Origin of the sequence: Gilliamella sp. wkB108 (genome assembly GCF_001690195.1) — a bacterium.
GTDB classification, from domain to species: domain Bacteria; phylum Pseudomonadota; class Gammaproteobacteria; order Enterobacterales; family Orbaceae; genus Gilliamella; species Gilliamella apicola_L.
In genome coordinates, this window is record NZ_LZGM01000078.1 from 38,009 (window position 1) to 57,660 (window position 19,652).

General features: G+C 35.7%; 13 protein-coding genes. 9 read left to right on the top strand and 4 right to left on the bottom strand.

The window, feature by feature from the left end; translation table 11 throughout:
• Positions 1-12 precede the first annotated feature (12 nt).
• Positions 13-1,314, bottom strand: coding sequence for a polynucleotide adenylyltransferase PcnB (gene pcnB / locus A9G11_RS08070; protein WP_065619108.1), 1,302 nt, complete (start codon positions 1,312-1,314; stop codon positions 13-15).
• A gap of 473 nt (positions 1,315-1,787) precedes the next feature.
• Here pcnB and oxyR point away from each other — a divergent pair, with 473 nt between their 5' ends.
• The 3 genes from oxyR to A9G11_RS08085 all read left to right on the top strand — a co-directional run bounded on the left by oxyR (position 1,788) and on the right by A9G11_RS08085 (position 4,632).
• Positions 1,788-2,708 (top strand): DNA-binding transcriptional regulator OxyR, encoded by a 921-nt coding sequence (gene oxyR, locus A9G11_RS08075; protein ID WP_065619109.1) that lies wholly within the window; start codon positions 1,788-1,790, stop codon positions 2,706-2,708.
• Between the two features lie 47 nt (positions 2,709-2,755).
• Positions 2,756-3,400 (top strand): HTH-type transcriptional repressor FabR, encoded by a 645-nt coding sequence (gene fabR / locus A9G11_RS08080; protein WP_065619110.1) that lies wholly within the window; start codon positions 2,756-2,758, stop codon positions 3,398-3,400.
• Positions 3,401-3,594: 194 nt separating this feature from the next.
• On the top strand, positions 3,595-4,632 hold the full coding sequence (locus A9G11_RS08085; RefSeq protein WP_065619111.1) for an alpha/beta hydrolase family protein: 1,038 nt from the start codon (positions 3,595-3,597) through the stop codon (positions 4,630-4,632).
• A 56-nt stretch (positions 4,633-4,688) separates the two neighbouring features.
• Here the strand turns inward: A9G11_RS08085 and pntB are convergent, their stop codons facing one another.
• Positions 4,689-6,083 carry a Re/Si-specific NAD(P)(+) transhydrogenase subunit beta gene (gene pntB, locus A9G11_RS08090; RefSeq protein ID WP_141674383.1) on the bottom strand — a complete coding sequence of 465 codons (1,395 nt, stop codon included), beginning with the start codon at positions 6,081-6,083 and terminating at the stop codon, positions 4,689-4,691.
• A gap of 13 nt (positions 6,084-6,096) precedes the next feature.
• Complete coding sequence (gene pntA, locus A9G11_RS08095; RefSeq protein WP_065619113.1) at positions 6,097-7,629, bottom strand: Re/Si-specific NAD(P)(+) transhydrogenase subunit alpha; 1,533 nt, start codon at positions 7,627-7,629, stop codon at positions 6,097-6,099.
• 381 nt (positions 7,630-8,010) lie between these two features.
• Here pntA and rbsK point away from each other — a divergent pair, with 381 nt between their 5' ends.
• Genes rbsK through uriT form a run of 3 tightly spaced genes read left to right on the top strand, consistent with a single transcriptional unit; the run spans position 8,011 to position 11,569 of the window.
• Positions 8,011-9,204 (top strand): ribokinase, encoded by a 1,194-nt coding sequence (rbsK, locus tag A9G11_RS08100; protein ID WP_065619114.1) that lies wholly within the window; start codon positions 8,011-8,013, stop codon positions 9,202-9,204.
• A gap of 23 nt (positions 9,205-9,227) precedes the next feature.
• A complete protein-coding gene (gene uriH / locus A9G11_RS08105; RefSeq protein WP_065619115.1) occupies positions 9,228-10,184 on the top strand; it encodes a uridine-preferring nucleoside hydrolase UriH in 957 nt (318 codons plus the stop codon).
• On the top strand, positions 10,181-11,569 hold the full coding sequence (gene uriT, locus A9G11_RS08110; protein WP_065619116.1) for a uridine transporter UriT: 1,389 nt from the start codon (positions 10,181-10,183) through the stop codon (positions 11,567-11,569). Before uriH ends, uriT begins: the two co-directional genes overlap by 4 nt.
• A 334-nt stretch (positions 11,570-11,903) precedes the next feature.
• Here the strand turns inward: uriT and A9G11_RS08115 are convergent, their stop codons facing one another.
• Entirely contained in the window at positions 11,904-12,629 is a 726-nt protein-coding gene (locus A9G11_RS08115; RefSeq protein ID WP_065619117.1) for a DUF4198 domain-containing protein, read from the bottom strand.
• Between the two features lie 426 nt (positions 12,630-13,055).
• Between A9G11_RS08115 and mukF the strand changes: the two genes are divergently transcribed.
• From mukF to mukB, 3 genes are read left to right on the top strand one after another with little or no spacing between them, the layout of a single operon-like run.
• Complete coding sequence (mukF, locus tag A9G11_RS08120) at positions 13,056-14,378, top strand: chromosome partition protein MukF (RefSeq protein ID WP_065619118.1); 1,323 nt, start codon at positions 13,056-13,058, stop codon at positions 14,376-14,378.
• 43 nt (positions 14,379-14,421) lie between these two features.
• Positions 14,422-15,153: a chromosome partition protein MukE gene (gene mukE, locus A9G11_RS08125; RefSeq protein ID WP_081298498.1), complete on the top strand. Its 732-nt coding sequence runs from the start codon at positions 14,422-14,424 to the stop codon at positions 15,151-15,153.
• A 2-nt stretch (positions 15,154-15,155) separates the two neighbouring features.
• Positions 15,156-19,574, top strand: a complete 4,419-nt coding sequence (gene mukB, locus A9G11_RS08130) for a chromosome partition protein MukB (RefSeq protein WP_065619119.1) — start codon at positions 15,156-15,158, stop codon at positions 19,572-19,574.
• Positions 19,575-19,652 lie beyond the last annotated feature (78 nt).

Below are 19,652 nucleotides of genomic sequence, written 5' to 3' on the forward strand. Positions count from 1 at the left end.
GCGAATGAAAAATTAACGTTTTACTTTACGCCTGTTTGTTTTACTCAGCTGTTTAACCATTGCAATTCTTTTTTCAACTGGCGCATATTGGAACTCATCCCACCATTTAGCTAAGTCTAAAAGTTCGCCTTTTTCAATGGATGCTCGCATCTCTAGAAGATCATAAGCGGCTCGGAATTTTGGGTGTTCTAAAATGGCAAAAGCACGTTTTCCTTCTCGTTTCTTCATCCGTAATTGTAATCGCCAAATATCGCCCATAATAGAAGTTAAACGTCTAGGGATAGCAATTATTCGGCATTGTTCACTAAGTACATCATTAATTGCCATGGAAAATGAATCATGAAATTGTAAACCGCTTTCTACACAAGTAAGTTGAGTTTGTTCCATGATTGGATACCAAAAAAATACGGCAAATAAAAAAGCAGGATTGACGCGTTGATTATTTGATATTCGGTAATCGGTATTTTTTAACACTTGCTCAATAATTTTGTCTAAATTGCTATTATGGTTTTGTGTGAATAAGCGTTCAATAATCGGGAAGAGCTGTTCAAAAAGATGATATTCTCTTAGTAAAGAGTAGGTTTTAAACCCATATCCAGTTTGCAGTAATTTCAGAGATTCATCAAAAAGACGTGCTGAAGGAATATTTTTCAATAATGGTGCTAGTGCTTTAATCGGTTGCGCAGTGGACGGTTCAATATTCATATTAAGCTTTGCTGCAAAACGTACCGTTCTTAACATTCGCACAGGATCTTCCCGATAACGGGTTTGTGGATCGCCAATTAGCCGAATAATTCCATTTTTCAAATCTTGTAGACCATGACAATAATCACGTAATGTAAAGTCTTTTACATCATAATAAAGCGCATTCATGGTAAAATCACGGCGCATAGCATCTTGTTCTATTGTGCCGTAAACATTATCGCGTAATAGCATTCCTGATTGAGATCGTTTGCAAATATTGGTTTGAGCGTTTTGATCATCATGTTCACCACGGAAAGTGGCTACTTCTATTATCTCTTTACCAAACATAATATGTGCTAGGCGAAAACGTCTACCAACTAAACGACAATTACGAAATATTTTTTGGATTTGTTCTGGTGTGGCATTGGTTGTGATATCAAAATCTTTCGGTTTTTTACCTAATAAAAGATCCCTGATACAACCACCCACGAGATAAGCTTCGTACCCCTGTTTATTTAATCTATAAAGAACTTTTAACGCATTTTCACTGATATCCTTTCGAGAAATGTTATGTTCATTGCGAGGAATGGAAACATAGCGAGCTTGTGGCTGCTCTTCATGACGAAACATCTTACGATAAAAGCGTGAAACTTGTTTAAAAATAGGGCACCTCAGTCATTATTTTTAGCTAATTAGCAAAATATAGCGCGCGATTATAACGCAATTGTTGATAACTTTCCATGCCTCTTCTTTAGGTTATTCCTACGATAGTTAATTTTTGTATTTTATAAAATATGAAATATTCTACTGCATTTTTTTAAACTTAATTACCAACAATAGGATTTTATATAGTACAATTAACACTGCTTGGTCGCAAAGCGACATATTATATATACTTGTATTTATGTACTATCTGCGGGCAAATTGAGATTAAATAAACGTATATTCAAAACTTTTTTTATATCAATTGCCGGAATAAAAACAAATAAATAATGGATTATTCAATGCAGTCGATATGTTTTGATTGTTTATTCTTGTAATGACGTTTATAAACTGAAGTAAATTGGATATATACCATTAACTGATAACTTATTGGGGATATTATGAATATTCGTGATTTGGAATATTTTGTTTCATTAGCTGAGTTTCGTCACTTTCGTAAAGCAGCTGATGCTTGCAATGTAAGTCAACCAACATTAAGTGGCCAAATCAGAAAACTAGAAGATGAGCTAGGTGTAATGTTATTAGAAAGAACTAGCCGAAAAGTATTATTTACACAAACAGGCATGATGCTCGTTGAACAAGCGAAAGAGATTTTGCGTAATATTCAAATCCTAAAAGAAATGGCAAGCCGTCAAGGTGAAGAGATGTCAGGACCAATGCATATTGGATTAATTCCTACCATTGCGCCTTATTTGTTACCTCATGTTATTACGGTATTGCATGAATCATATCCACAGTTAGAGCTTTATTTACACGAGGCTCAAACAGCAAATATAGTTGCACAGCTTGAAAGTGGTAAACTTGATTGCGCAATTATCGCTCAAGTTAAAGAGACAGCACAATTTATTGAACTGCCTTTATTCAATGAACCTATGTTTTTAGCCGTTCCTGCAAATAATGAGTTGGCGAGTAAAAGAACCGTTAAACTCTCTAGTTTAAAAGGTCAAAAATTCTTGATGTTAGAAGATGGACACTGTTTGCGTGATCATGCTATGGGATATTGTTTTCAAGTAGGTATTGATGAAGATAAACAGTTTAAAGCAACCAGTCTTGAAACGCTTCGAAGTATGATCTCGGCAGGAAGAGGTATAACATTATTTCCTGAGCTTGCAGCACCAAATGAGCGTATTCGAGATAATATCTGTTATATTCCGTGTACTGATCCTGTACCGGTTCGAAGTATAGCGCTTATATATCGTCCCGGCTCTCCTTTACGTTCACGTTATGAAACTATCGCTAAAACAATTCGTGATCATATGCCAAAAGTATTTGCTGAAAAAGAGCAGTCACTTAAGCAATAAATTGATAATTCATAGACAGATTAATGCAGGAAAGTTCGTAAGCAAAAATGAAAAATAACAAAACTGGTGGTGTCCGTGCTTTGCAAAAAGAAAAAACGCGTCGAAGTTTAATCGATGCAGCTTTTAATCAACTTAATGCCGAACAAGGGTTTGCCAGTTTAAGTCTCCGAGAGGTTGCACGCGAAGCAGGAATCGCCGCAACTTCTTTCTATCGCCATTTCCGCGATATGGATGAATTGGGTTTAGCCATGGTAGATGAAAGTGGTTTAACTCTACGTCAGTTATTGCGACAAGCACGTAAACGTATAGAAAAAGGAGGAAGTGTTCTCCAAACATCAGTAACAACATTTATTGAATTTATTGATAAAAATCCTAAAGTATTTTTACTGTTATTACGTGAAAAGGCAGGAACCTCATCGGCTTTTCGTTCAGCTATTGCCCGCGAGATCCAACATTTTATTGTAGAGCTTGTAGATTATCTTAATAATGCTAATGGCATGCCTCATCATTACAACGAAGCTCAAGCTGAAGCTATGGTCACGATTGCGTTTAATGCGGGTGCCGAAGCAATTGATTTTGATGAAATAAAACGTCAGAAATTAATTGAAGATCTTATCTTTCAACTTCGGATGGTATCTAGAGGAGCATATTATCTTTATCATAAAGAGCAGATAAAAGCCGAACATCGCTGATTTAAAAAAACTTGAATTCAGCAAGCGGTTTATACTGAAACGTATAGCTAACCTGAAACATCTTTACAAATTTATGCTTTATATACTTCATTTATTTATCTGGTGTTATTTGTTCAAAATAACTGCTATTCTTATTTTTACAAATTTCTTTAAATATTATGATTGAAGTTTTTATTTAAAATGGAATTAACTATATGCTTAAATTTAATCATTTATTTAATACATTAGTTTTACTTTTCCCCATTTTTACTTATGCATCGTTTAATGTTGGTTTTAAGCAAATTAATTTAGATAAAGTAGGGAGTAGACCTTTAAATATTGCAGTGTGGTATCCAGCAAAAAATAGTGGAGAAACAATAGCTATTAGTGATAATACCGTTTTTTATGGCTCCAGAGTAATACCTAATGGCAAACCTTTGCTAAGTAATAATAAATATCCATTAATCGTATTTTCTCATGGTTATGGTGGTAGCTGGCGTAATTTGAGTTGGTTAGCTTATGAATTAACCGGTCAAGGTTATATTGTGGTTGCGCCAAATCATCCTGGTACTACCATTTTAAATCGAGATATCAAACAATCTGTTCAGTTATGGCAACGCCCACGAGATTTAAGTAGAACTATTGATGCTATAAGTATAGATGAAGATTTAGCCAGTTATATAGACATGAATAAGATCTCGGCCATAGGGTATTCTTTGGGTGGATGGACAGTTATCGCACTTGCCGGTGGTCGATTTAATACTGCGTTATTTAAACAAGATTGTATGACTCATTCGAATTTAAAGGCATGTGAGTTAGTATCAGATCTTGGACTGGATAACCCTGAATTAAATAACAGTATGAAAGATCCGCGCATAAAAGCGTTTATTACTTTAGATTCTGGCTTAGCAAGAGGATTTACTCCTCAAAGTTTGAAAAATATGGATATTCCTTCCTTAGTTATTGGTGCAGGAATTGATGTTGGAGATATGGCTGTTGAGCTCGAATCTGGCTATTTACAACAATTTCTTACCAAGAGTTTATCCACTTATATTGTGATTCCTGACGCAATGCATTTTAGTTTTATGCAAGTTTGTAAGGTTGGTGCAGTCGATTTATTAAATAAAGAAAGTGAAGGAGAAGGGATTATTTGCCAAGATGGCGGTACTCGTGAAAGGACGGAAATTCATCGAGAACTAAGTTATCTTATCACTGGTTTTTTGTCTAAAATATTTTTGAATACTGCTGATTAGTGTTTTAAAAGTTACTGCGGCAAAGCCGCAGTAATATTTTGTTGGACTATAGTCTATTACAAATTTTGTAATACTTTTTCAACACTATCTTTAGCATCACCAAATAGCATATAGCTGTTTTCTTTAAAGAATAGCGGATTTTGTACACCAGCATAACCGGTATTCATTGAACGTTTAGAAATAATAACGGTTTTTGCTTTCCATACTTCAAGAACTGGCATACCAGCAATAGGACTATTTGGATCTTCTTCTGCGGCCGGATTAACCGTGTCATTAGCACCAATAACCCAAACCACATCGGTATCAGGGAAATCATCATTAATTTCATCCATTTCCAATACAATATCATAAGGTACTTTTGCTTCGGCTAATAATACATTCATATGACCAGGTAAACGACCTGCAACAGGGTGAATACCAAATCTCACTTCAATATCCATAGCGCGTAATTTTTCAGTAATATTACTTACCGCGCCTTGAGCTTGTGCAACAGCCATACCATAACCTGGAACAATAATTACAGAACGAGCCTCTTTTAATGTTTGAGCTACATCAGCAGGTTGCATTTCACGATATTCACCTTGTTCTTCATCAGATGAACTTGATGTACTACCGTCACTACCAAAACCACCAGCAATGACACTAATAAATGAGCGATTCATTGCTTTACACATAATATAAGAAAGAATGGCACCTGACGAACCAACTAATGCACCGGTGACAATTAATAGGTCATTACCTAACATAAATCCGGCTGCTGCTGCTGCCCAACCAGAGTATGAGTTAAGCATTGAAATAACAACAGGCATATCAGCGCCGCCAATTGATGCAACAAGATGAAAGCCAAACACTAATGCAATGATGGTCATGACTAATAAACTAATAGTCGCACCAACACCAGATTGAACTTTAACAAAAATAAACATCAGAATAACAGAAACGACAATAGCCCCTAAGTTCCAATAATGTTTATATGGAATTGATAAAGGTTTAGAACTAATGCGTCCATTTAATTTACCAAATGCCACAATAGAACCAGAAAACGTTACGGCACCAATAAATATACCGACAAAAATTTCAACTAAATGCACTGTAAATTCATTTTGATGAATATAATGTAAGCTATTCTGATCTAAAAAGCTGTTAAAACCAACAAGAACCGCTGCCATACCCACGAAACTGTGAAGTAATGCAACTAATTCTGGCATTTGGGTCATCTCAACTTTTTTAGCTAGATATAAACCAATAGCTGCGCCGATAATCATTGCAATAATTATCCAGTGTAAACCACCTTTGATACTAGCAATTGCTGCAATAAGAGCGATTGCCATACCAATCATACCGTAAATATTACCGGATTTTGCTGATTCCTGATTAGAAAGCCCACGTAGACTAAAAATGAAAAGTAATGCAGCAATTACATAGGCTGCTTGAATGATTCCATACATTATTTATGCTCTCCTATTACTTGCCACGTTGGAACATTTTCAGCATTCTTTGCGTAACAAAGAATCCACCAAAAATATTAATACTAGCAATCAAAATAGCGACAAAGGCAATAGCTGTAGTTAAGCCATTATCATCACCGACTTGCAAGATTGCACCGACCAAAATAATACCCGAAATGGCATTAGTAACGGACATAAGTGGCGTGTGGAGAGAATGAGTAACATTCCATACAACGTAATACCCCACCACGCAAGATAAAGCAAATACTGTAAAATGCCCTAAAAAACTTTCCGGCACAGAATCAGCTAACCAGAAGTAAGCAATCATAATTAAAGCTAAAATGCCATACTTCTTGCGAGGATCCATTGGTTTAGGTTCAGGTTTAACAACTGGCTCAGCAGTTTTCTTTTGTGGCTGTGCAGAGACTTGAATTGGTGGTGCAGGCCATGTTATTTCTTTATCTTTAACAACAGTAACACCGCGGATAACAACATCATCAAAATTAATATCTATATTGCCATCTTTCTCTTTTGCAAGAAGTTTTAATAGGTTAACGATATTAGTCCCGTAAAGTTGAGAAGCTTGAGCAGGCATGCGATTAGCTAAATCCGTATAACCAACAATTTTAACGTTATTATCGGTTTCATAAACTTCACCTGGCTTAGTTAACTCACAGTTACCGCCTGTTAATGCTGCTAAATCAACAATAACACTACCTGGTTTCATTGACTCAACCATTTCTTTTGAAATAAGTTTAGGTGCTGGTTTTCCAGGAATTAATGCTGTTGTGATAATAATATCAACATCTTTTGCTTGCTCAGCAAATAGCGCCATTTCAGCCTCAATAAAGGCTGCTGACATCTGTTTCGCATATCCGTCCCCAGAACCCGCTTCTTCTTCAAAATCCAATTCTAAGAAGTCTGCGCCCATACTATTAATTTGCTCAGCAACTTCTGGACGTGTATCAAAAGCTCTGACGATAGCACCAAGACTAACGGCTGCACCAATTGCAGCAAGGCCAGCAACACCTGCACCAATGACTAAGACTTTAGCTGGTGGCACTTTACCAGCAGCAGTAACTTGCCCTGTAAAGAATCGACCAAATTGATTTGCAGCCTCAATAACAGAACGATAGCCTGCAATATTAGACATTGAACTTAATGCATCAAGAGATTGAGCGCGAGAAATACGTGGCACACAATCCATCGCCATTACGGTAATATTCTTAGCCGCAAGTTTTTCTAATAGTTCTTTATGTTGTGCAGGATAAATATAACTAATAAGGGTTAATCCCTCTTTCATTAAAGCAATTTCATCATCGGTTGGTGCATGAAATTTTAAAATTAAGTCATTTTGCCAAATATCTTGAGTATTTTGAATTGTGGCTCCAGCATCAATAAAAGCTTGATCTTCAAAATGAGCAGCATGACCAGCACCTTGTTCAACGGAAACTGTAAATCCAAGTTTTAACAGTTGTCCAACAGTTTGTGGTGTTGCCGCAACTCTAGCTTCATTGGATAACCGTTCTTTAGGTATACCTATATGCATTGCGTTACATCCTTATGTTAAAGTTTATCTATGATTGCTGATTTTAGCATAAATTAGCGCCAGTGCGAGTAGGGGAATTTATTTTTTATGTTTAATGTTTGATTATTATTTTTAGTAATAACACGTTGCTAACTATTTAATTTACTAAACAATCATAATGCCGATACCAGTTTATCCGTTAATCGTTGTAAAATTTTGTCAATAAATAAACTTATTGTTCCTCATATGGGTTATTACCTATTGTTCTATTTTTAAAGCAGTCAGTAATGACTTACCTATGTTCCGTTTGCTTCTGTTTTATCTCCTAAGTTATGATAATTATCACTCTTTTATTTACTAAATAAAGCTATACTTCTGACCAATTATTTAGAGGATTACTTTATGTTTTTAGAAGAAAGACAAAAAGCTATCTTGGATTATTTAGATAAACACGAAACAGGTAGCGTACAACATTTTTCTAATATTTTTAATGTTTCAAAAGAAACAATTAGAAAAGATCTTTCTGCACTAGCCAAGCAACATTTTATTATTCGTTGTTATGGTGGTGCTATGATTTTAAGACATAAATTGGTTAGTAGCATTGCACACAAAGAGAATATTGCCTCGTTACTGACGAGATATAAAAAACAAAAAACCAAAAAACGAGGAGAAAAAATGAACGGTAATATTTGTATTTTAGGTTCATTTAATATTGATATTGTTGCTCAAGTATCAAGATTTCCAAAAGGGGGAGAATCGATTTTAGCACAAAGAAGTTTAATTGGTCCTGGCGGTAAAGGAGCGAATCAGGCCTTAGCGGCAAGTCATGCTGAAGCGAAAGTTCATTTTGTGGCTAAAGTCGGAACAGATCAGTTTAGTCAATTTGCACATAATCACCTTACCTTATCAAAAATTAACTCATTTACATTATATCAATCAGAAAAAGAGCCTACAGGTAATGCAGTAATCTATGTATCTGAGGAAAATGGTGAAAATATGATTGCCATTTATCCAGGTGCAAATTTAACGATAACAGATGAAGAGATTGCAATGTTAGAAAGCAATTTAAAGCAATCTGATATTTTATTAGTTCAACTTGAAAATAATATTGATGCTATATCAAATGCTGTGAAATTAGCTAAAGCAGTAGGGGTAAAAGTTGTTCTTAATCCTGCTCCTTATTCTAAAGATGTCATTCAATTAATACCTTATATTGATATTATCACACCCAATGAAACAGAAGCGAGTTTGATGTCGGGAATTGAGGTAAATGACTTAGATTCAGCAAAACTGGCGGCCGAAAAGATCCATTCTTTAGGGATTCAAACCGTTATTATTACTTTGGGTAGTAAAGGTTCTCTTATTTTTGATGGTAAAGAACACCAGCATATTAAACCATTCTTAGCTGTTTCTGTAGATACAACAGGTGCTGGAGATGCCTTTAATGGTGCTTTTTGTGCTTCATTAGCTAAGGGAGAATCACTCTACCAATCAGCAACTTATGCTTCTGCTTTTGCATCTTTAGCGGTTGAACGTGAAGGTGCGTCAAATATGCCATCTCATCAGAGTGTACTTCAAAGAATGGCAAACAAATAAATTTATATTAGAGGAAACGATTAATGACAAATCAGCCTAAAAAAATTATTCTCGATTGCGATCCCGGTCATGATGATGCGATTGCAATGTTATTAGCACATGGTAATCCAGATATTGAATTATTAGCCGTAACAACAGTTGTGGGTAATCAAACGTTAGATAAAGTAACTCGTAATGCTCTATCTGTAGCGCGTATAGCTAATATTACTCATGTTCCTTTCGCTGCTGGTGCAGTAAGGCCATTAATTAGAAATGTAGAAATTGCGCCAGATATTCATGGTGATTCAGGATTAGATGGCCCGGTATTGCCAGAGCCTACAATACAGCTTGACTCAAGACATGCTATTGATTTAATCATCGATACAGTTATGTCGCACCCACCAAAAACCATAACGCTTGTACCCACTGGTGGTTTGACGAATATTGCAATGGCTGCACGTAAAGAGCCAAAAATTGTCGAAAGAGTAAAAGAAATTGTTTTAATGGGTGGCGGTTACCATGTTGGTAACTGGAGTGCTGTTGCGGAATTTAATATAAAGATAGATCCTGAAGCGGCTCACATTGTATTTAATGAAAAATGGCCATTAACCATGGTTGGATTGGATCTTACTCATCAAGCGTTAGCGACGCCAGAGGTCATTGAAAAGATTTCTGCCATCAAAACAAAACCAGCTAAGTTTGTGCTTGAAATGCTTGAATTTTTTGGAAAAATGTATAAGCAAGCACAAGGTTTTACCTATCCGCCAGTTCACGATCCTTGTGCTGTAGCTTATGTTATCAATCCAAATTTAATTAAAACGCAACGAGTTCCAGTTGATATAGAACTAACCGGAACGCTTACTTTAGGTATGACGGTTGCTGATTTTCGTTTTCCAGTAAATGAAAATTGTCATACACAAGTAGCGACTAAACTTGATCATGCTGGGTTTTGGGATTTAATCGTGGATGCTTTAGAACGTATTGGAGAGGTAAATTTATGATAGAACAAAGCAAGGATAAAACTAATGTCTTGACGTTAATGGTTGCATTACTTGCTGCTTGCGTAGCATTTCAACTTAATGCGAGCATGTTAAGCCCAGTATTAGTTACAATTACTAAAGAGTTGGGAACAAATGATGCAGCTGTTGGATTATCTCAAACTTCTTTCTTTATTGCTGCTGCACTTTTTTCACTCTTTTTACCTCGTTTAAGTGATATAAAAGGGCGTAAAAAAGTATTAACCGGCATGTTATTGATAATGACATTAGGCACAGTTCTTGCGGCTATTGCCCCTAATATAGAAGTGTTATATGCAGCGCGGATTATACAGGGTGTATCAGGACCGGTGGTTCCACTTTGTTTGCTTATGCTCAGTTATGAAGTAAAAGATGTCAAACAATATGGTATGTTAATGGGAATAGTTACCGCAGTAAATGGTGGTATTGCTGGTGTTGATGCTATTGCAGGAGGCGTGCTTGCCACTCAATTTGGATTCCGTTCTGTTTTTTGGGTTATTGCTGTTGTTGCCGCTATTTCAACTTATTTCGTCTACCGTTTTGCATCAGAATCTAAACCGTCGGCTGGAACTAAAATGGATTGGTTAGGCGTTTTACTAATAGTATTAACGATTGCAGCTTTATTATTAGCACTTAATGAAGCAGGTAAACTTGCCAATGCTAATTGGTTTATTGTTATTGGATTAACGCTGTTTGCGATTATTTGCTTTATTTTATTTTGGAACGTAGAAAAAAGAAATAAACAGCCACTTGTTACGACTATTCACTTAAAAAAACGATCAACTTGGGCTTTATTATTAACGACAACTCTCACCATGACGGGTATTTTTGCAGTAGTCAATGGTTTGGTTATGTCGATAGCACAAAATCATGAAATCGGATTTGGTCTTGATCCTGATTGGGCCTCATTAATCTTTTTAACACCTTATGCGCTAATTGGTTGGGTAGTTGGGCCATTTTCAGGAAGATTAGCGCCTTCAATGGGATACAATAAAGTACTAAAATTAGGTTTAGTCGGCTGTATTATTGGCATCTTAATGATTATGTTTTACGGGATCCATTCTTTACCGATTTTAACTATTGGTGTCATTGTATTAGGGATTTTCTATGCCGGTATGGCAAATATTATCTTAAATGGTTTAGGTGTCGTTTTATCACCTACAGAAAATCCGGGATTTTTGCCGGGTATGAATGCAGGAGCATTTAATTTAGGTGCTGGATTAAGTTTTGCATTGTTACCGGCTATACAAATGATGAATGGTAATTCAGTTGATGGATATTTTAATGGGTTATTATTAGGGCTTATTATAACAATATTGGCTTTACTTTCTTCTTTATTAATTCCTCGTCCAGTTAATGCTGAAGTTTAATCAATTAAGTTAACTTAACTTAATAAAAAACGAGATCATATATAGATCTCGTTTTTTTTGGACAAAATTCACTATTAAATTTATCTAAAATATTTAAGCAGTATAAATACTACATTGTTGGTAATCAATTAGTTACCCACAGTTTTTTAGCAATAAATATTTTAAGATAACATATTATTTAAAAAGCAAAAAAAGAAAAACATGTTAATAACAAAATGGTTTAAAGTTTGCTAAAGAACATATTTACTAAAATACATAATAGATTAAACGTAAGATCCCTAATTGCTGGAGAATAATTCTATATTCTCCATTTAATATTAATGATAACCTCGATCTAATCCTCTTCAGGCATTAAAGTAAACGTTAATGTAGTAAAGAATTTATCTTGGGTGGCTAAACTGTTATTGGTAAGTGGGAAACCGATTTCTACACCAATCACATTCAAACCTTGATTTGGGATCTTAATTAGGGCTTCCCCCTGAGCATTTGTTTTAATGGTTTGATCGAGATTACTAATAACATCAATAATAACTGGTGTATTTGCCAGTGGTTTCCCATCTTTATAAACAGTAACAGGCAAAGTATCGCCCCGTTTTAATTTGGTTGGATCGACTTTTGGTACAATTTGGAGTGGAATATCTTCAATCATTTTTGGTGTATTGACTGATGCCAGATAATTAACACTATATTTTATGGCGTGTGTGCCATTGGTTGCACCTTCGACTTTATTCATAGTTTCATTTACGTATTTACCTTGGGCATTTTTAGTCCAATAACCATAGTCAAAACTAACTGTCACAACAGCTGTTTTATCTGATGGTTCAACCGTAACATAATTGTTATAGGCTTTTTTAATGATAGGTAACAAAGTCCAATCATCATTATATGCATGAATTTCTTTCACACAATCAATATTATAGCCATTATCAAGTGGGCCTTCACCTAGAACAATTTGCTTTTGATCAACTCGATTTGCAATCCAAATACCATGTGCAGAAACGGTCTGTGAAACCATACAAGCAACGCTGCCAAATAGCATAACTACCATTAATTTACGCATTTATTTCCCCTTATTCAATTATGAAAATGATAATCATTATTATTACGCTATTAAGCAATGTCAAGATTTATCTGCTTAGTTAATAACCAAAATCTTATACACTTAAATAATAAATGGAAATTTAAATTTTGATGTTGATGAAAACATTGAAATTCATTTTTTATACTTCAAATCTTAGCTAAAAATTAAAATGATTGTTTTTACCACTTATGATAGTTTGTGAATCAAAGAAAAATCATCTTTTATTAATTTGTAGTAAGATTTATAGATTAATTCTCGGCAATAAATCTCGAAGTTAGCTATTTTTTACAATTTCAATTTGTTATATAATCGATAATATTTTGTCTTTAGCACAATATATTGTGTTTCTGATATTTTTCTTGAGATACATTTAATCATTTAAGTATCTTTAATTAAGGAACCGCTATGAAGGATTTTTCCCAATCAGTGCCAGAACTGGTCTCTTGGGCAAAAAAGAATGATTTTTCGATCACTTTGCCTGTCGAAAGGCTCGCTTTTTTATTGGCGATTGCAGTCTTAAATAGCGAACGGTTCGATGGAGAAATGACAGAATCTGAATTAATTGATGCTTTTAGGCATGTTTCACAAATTTTTGAGCAGAGTGAAGATACGATTTCTGTTCGCGCTAATAATGCAATTAATGATTTAGTACGTCAACGCTTAATTACTCGTTTTGCCAGTGAAATGACGGATGGTTTTTCGATTTATCGTTTAACTCCCCTAGGCATTGGCATAACTGATTACTATATTCGCCAGCGTGAATTTTCAACTTTACGTTTATCTATTCAACTTTCCATTGTAGCGCAAGAGTTAAAACGTGCGGCAGATGCAGCACTTGAAGGTGGCGATGATTTACATTGGCACAGAAATGTATTTGCCCCTTTAAAATATTCGGTTGCTGAGATTTTTGATAGTATTGATATTACTCAGCGAGTAATGGACGAACAGCAAGCTGAAGTAAAACAAAATATATCTGCTTTATTAAGTCAAGATTGGCAAGCGGCAATTAGCAGTTGTGAAGGTTTACTTACTGAAACATCACAAACATTACGCGAACTGCAAGATACCCTAGCGGCTGCCGGTGACAAATTACAAGCGAGTTTGTTATTAATTCAAGATGCAACACTTGGTGATGTAAACCTTGATAAAATCAATAATATCGTTTTGGATCTTCAAGGAAAACTTGACCGGATCATCGGTTGGGGACAAAAAGCTATTGATTTATGGATTGGTTATGATAGACATGTCCATAAATTTATTCGTACAGCAATTGATCTCGATAAAAATCGTGTCTTTTCACAGCGTTTACGCAAATCAATTCAAAGTTACTTCGATTTACCATGGTCACTTACATTTGCCAATGCTGACCGTCTACTTGATATGCGTGATGAGGAATTAACTTTACAGGAAACTGAGGTTACAGGTGAGTTACCTTCAGAACTTGAATATGAAATGATTGAAGAGATCCAAGAACATATTATTGCTCATATTGAACAAAATTTATTGGTCTTTAAACAAGAAAATAAACCACTTGATATAGGTATTGCCATTCGAGGTTATTTAGCTCAGTTCCCGCGTGAACAACATTTTGATGTTGCGAGGTTATTTATCGACCAAGCTATTCGTCTAGGTATAGCTAAAGATGATTTACTTGGTATTGCTGCTCAATGGAAACCTATTAACGATTATGGAGCTAAGGTACAAGCACATGTCATCAATACATACTAAAGATTTTGAATCAGACGAAACCTCTCATCCACTCAATGAGGTAATGGATCGCATAGCGGCAAGTTCACAGGCGTCAATTGATAAATATATGCCGATTAAACTGGCTCAAGCTATTGCTAATCCTATTTTTCCTGGACTTGATAGTCTACTCCGTTCAGGTCGTCATATTGGTATTGATGAACTCGATCATCATACTTTTTTAATGGATTTTCAAAGTGAACTTGAACAATTCTATCAACGCTATAACGTTGAATTAATTCGTGCGCCGGAAGGTTTCTTCTATCTTCGTCCTCGTTCTACTACCTTGATATCTCGTTCGGTATTGTCAGAGCTAGAAATGTTAGTTGGAAAAGTGCTGTGTTATTTATATCTAAGTCCAGAGCGATTAGCGCATGAAGGTATTTTCACTTTACAAGAACTATTTGATGAATTGGTTTCGCTTACAGACGAAAGTAAACTGCTTAAATTGGTCAATCAGCGTTCAACAGGTTCAGATTTAGATCGTCAAAAACTATTTGATAAAGTAAAAACAGCACTAAATCGTTTACGCCGACTAGGTATGGTTTACTTTATTGTTGGTAACGATAGTAGCCGTTTTCGTATCAATGAAACAATATTTCGTTTCGGTGCCGATGTCCGAAGTAGTGATGATGCCCAAGAAGCTCAACTACGCTTAATTAGAGATGGTGAGGCCATTAAAATCGAATCATCTCTTAGTTTAGATGATGATAATAACGAAGAACAAGATGACGAAATTAATGAGGAGATTGAATAATCATGATTGGACACGGTAAATTTCACTCATTAACGCTAATTAACTGGAACGGATTCTTTGCCCGAACTTTTGAACTTGACCAGCTCGTTACTACTTTATCAGGTGGTAATGGTGCTGGTAAATCAACTACCATGGCAGCATTTGTAACAGCATTAATTCCTGATTTAACTTTATTACATTTTAGAAACACAACCGAAGCTGGTGCCACATCGGGTTCACGAGATAAAGGTTTGCATGGAAAATTAAAACCAGGTGTTTGTTACTCAATGCTAGATGTGATTAACTCACGTAATCAACGAATTATTTGTGGTGTGCGTTTACAACAAGTAGCAGGACGAGACAAAAAGGTAGATATTAAACCTTTTCTACTGCAAGGTTTACCTGTCAATATTAGCCCAACAGAACTGGTTACTGAGCGTATTAATGATACGCAAGCACGAATTTTGTCATTACCTGAATTAAAAGACAAAGTCGAAGCAATGGATGGAATTGTTTTTAAACAATTTAATTCTATCACAGATTATCATTCAATCATGTTTGATTTTGGGATCTTACCTAAACGCTTACGTTCATCATCAGATCGAAGTAAATATTATCGTTTAATTGAAGCTTCCCTTTATGGTGGTATCTCAAGTGCGATTACTCGTTCTTTACGTGATTATTTACTACCGGAAAATAGTGGAGTACGAAAAGCCTTCCAAGATATGGAAGCGGCGTTACGCGAAAACAGGATGACTTTAGAAGCGATTCGAGTAACACAATCGGATCGAGATCTGTTTAAACATCTCATTACTGAATCAACAAACTATGTGGCTTCTGATTATATGCGCCACTCAAATGAACGGCGTGTACATATTGAATCAGTACTCGGTTTACGCCGTGAAATGTTTAAAACACAAGAAAATCTCATTAGTAATCAATATCGCCAAGTAGAAATGGCGAAAGAGCTTAAAGAACATCAAGATGCCCAAAGTGATTTAGAAACAGATTTGCAAGCAGCAAATGATCACCTTAATCTAGTACAAACAGCATTGCGTCAACAAGAAAAAATTGACCGTTATCAAGCAGATTTAGACGATTTAAATCTAAAACTTGAAGAACAAAATGAAGTGGTCATTGAGGCTAATGAACAGTATCAAACTTATCGTGATCAAGTTGAACAAACCGAGCAAGAAGTTGATGAAATCAAAACACAGTTGGCAGATTATCAACAAGCCTTAGATGTACAACAAACACGTGCCATTCAATATCAGCAAGCCTTACAAGCGCTTAAAAATGCACAGTCTCTATGCCAGCTACCAAAATTATCGATTAGTAATATTGAAGATCATTTTGAAGTGTTTGATGAAAAGCAAAAAGAAATTACTGAACAAGTGTTAGACCTAGAGCAAAAACTCAGTGTTTCCGATGCAGCAATTAATCAATTCGATCGTGCTTATCAATTAGTTGTCAAATTAGTCGGTGAGGTTATTAGGAGCGAAGCTTGGACAGCAGCTAAAGAAGCATTGAGAAAATGGCCATCTCAATGTTACCAAGCGGAACAAGCTGAACATTTACAGTTACAACTTGATGAATTAGAACAACGTTTTTTTGAACAAAAAGAGGCTCAATCCTTATTAACACAGTTTTGTAAACGTATCGGACGACAAATCAATTACGATGAACTTGATGAACTAAAACAGGAACTTGACATACAACTGGATGATAGCGCTCTACTTGCCAATCAATCCAGTGAAAAACGGATTGAATTTAGACAAGAATTAGAACAAATTCAATCTAAAATTGCTGATTATCATCAAAAAGCACCGTTATGGTTAAAAGCGCAAGATGCACTGATCGCACTACAAGAACAAACTGGTCAAACTTTCGGTCATAGCCAAGCGGTAACACAACATATGCAACAGTTACTTGAACAAGAACGCATATTAGTGACTGAACGAGATCAGATTAATTTCAAACGAAATCAATTAGATGAACAAATTGAAAAACTCAATCAGCCAAGTGGTGTGGATGACGGACGTTTATCTGCTCTTTCTGAACGATTTAATGGTGTACTACTTTCTGAAATTTATGAAGATGTTACTATTGATGATGCTCCTTATTTTTCAGCCTTATATGGTCCAGCAAGACAGGCTATTGTAGTACCTGATTTATCACTCGTTAAAGCTCAACTAGAGAATCTTACTGCCAGTGATGAAGATTATCCTGAAGATATCTATTTTATTGAAGGCGATCCTTCATCATTTGATGATAGTGTATTTGATTGTGAAGAGATGAATAAAGCGGTACTTGTAAAAACAGGGGATCGCCAATGGCGATTTTCAAGTTTCCCAAATGTACCACTTTTTGGACGGGCTGCTCGTGAAATTCATCTTGAAAAATTAACTATTGAGCGTGATGAATTACACGAACGTTATGCAACAATATCGTTTGATTTACAAAAATTACAACGTGTTGAGCAAAACGTTGGTCAATTTATTGGTCAATATTTAGCAGTAGCTTTTGACATCGATCCCGAGGCAGAAGCACAGAAATTAGCGACAAGACGCAATGAAATAGAACGCCAATTATCAGCGCAAGAAAATATTGATAAACAGAATCAACAACAAGTCACTAATTGTAAAGAACAATTAGCTCTAGTTAATCGGTTACTTGCCCAAATGCACTTACTGGCAGATGAGGATTTAGCCGATCGCGTCGATGATTTACGTGAACAATTAGCTGAAGCACAAGAAGCTGCACAATATGTAAGCCGAAATCGCAATACAGTAGTAGAACTTGAACCAGTGGTTGCCGTGTTACAGAGTGATCCTGAACAAAATGAAACATTGCGTGAACACTACAATACAGTTAAAGCACAGCAACAAACCATTCGTCAGCAAGTATTTGCTTTAACCGAGGTAATGCAACGTCGCGCTCACTTTAGTTATCAAGATTCAGCAGGTATGTTGAATGAAAATACTGACTTGAACGAAAAACTACGCGCTAGATTAGAAGTTGTTGAAGCACAAAGGACTCAAGCTCGTAGTCAAATGCAACAATACCAAGATAAATATAACCAATATAATCAAACTTTGGCATCGCTTAAAAGTGCATTTGAAACTAAACGCGACATGTTAAATGAACTGCATAAAGAGATAGAACAAATAGGGGTTAAAGCGGATGCACTGACAGAAGAGCGTTCGCGTATACGCCGTGATGAGATCCATCAGAAACTTAACAATAATCGTCAACATTGTACTTCGCTTGAAAAGCAACTCATTATTTGTGAAAGTGAAATGGCGCAAATGCAAAAACGATTATCTCAGACACTTCGCGATTATAAACAGTTACGTGAACAAGTAGTACAAGTAAAAATTGGTTGGTGTTTAGTCTTACGGTTGGTTAAAGAAAATAGTGTAGAGCGACGTTTAAATCGACGAGAGTTAGCCTATTTAGGTGCTGATGAATTACGTTCAATGTCCGATAAAGCATTAGGTTCGTTACGTCTGGCTGTTAATGATAATGAACATTTACGCGATATATTAAGGTTATCTGAAGATCCAAAACGCCCAGAACGCAAAATTCAATTTTATATTGCAGTTTATAAACATCTACGTGAAAGAATTCGTCAAGATATTGTTAAAACCGATGATCCAATTGAAGCTATTGAACAGATGGAAATTGAATTATCAAGATTAACAGAAGAGCTGACTTCTCGTGAACAACAATTAGCAATCAGCTCAAAAAGTGTCGCAAATATTATCCGTAAAACAATTCAGCGAGAACAAAACCGTATTAGAATGCTTAATCAAGGTCTACAAGCCGTGGCCTTTGGTCAAGTTAAAGGGGTTCGCTTAAATGTGAGTGTCAGAGAAGCACATTCCTCACTTTTAACGGCTTTAGCAGATGAGCAAAACGAGCATCAAGATTTATTTAGTAACAATCGAATTACTTTCTCAGAAGCATTAGCTAAACTCTACCAACGTTTAAACCCACATATAGATATGGGTCAACGTACGGCACAAACGATTGGTGAAGAGTTACTTGATTACCGCAATTATCTTGAAATGGATGTTGAAGTTAATCGTGGTGCTGATGGTTGGTTACGTGCTGAAAGTGGAGCGTTATCAACAGGGGAGGCGATTGGTACGGGGATGTCAATTTTATTGATGGTTATTCAAAGCTGGGAAGATGAATCAAAACGCCTGCGTAATAAAGATATCTCTCCATGTCGTCTGTTATTCTTGGATGAAGCAGCGCGTTTGGATGCCAAATCAATTGCAACACTATTTGAACTATGTGAAAGATTAGAAATGCAATTAATTATTGCTGCACCAGAAAATATTAGCCCGGAAAAAGGGACAACATATAAACTAGTGCGTAAAGTCATTAATAACCAAGAACACGTTCACGTAGTAGGCTTAAAAGGCTTTGCGTAATCATATTTCTTATGCATCTTTATTTTTGCCGGCAAAAGTCGGCAAAATACTTATTTCATTATTTTGTGAATCTGTTTC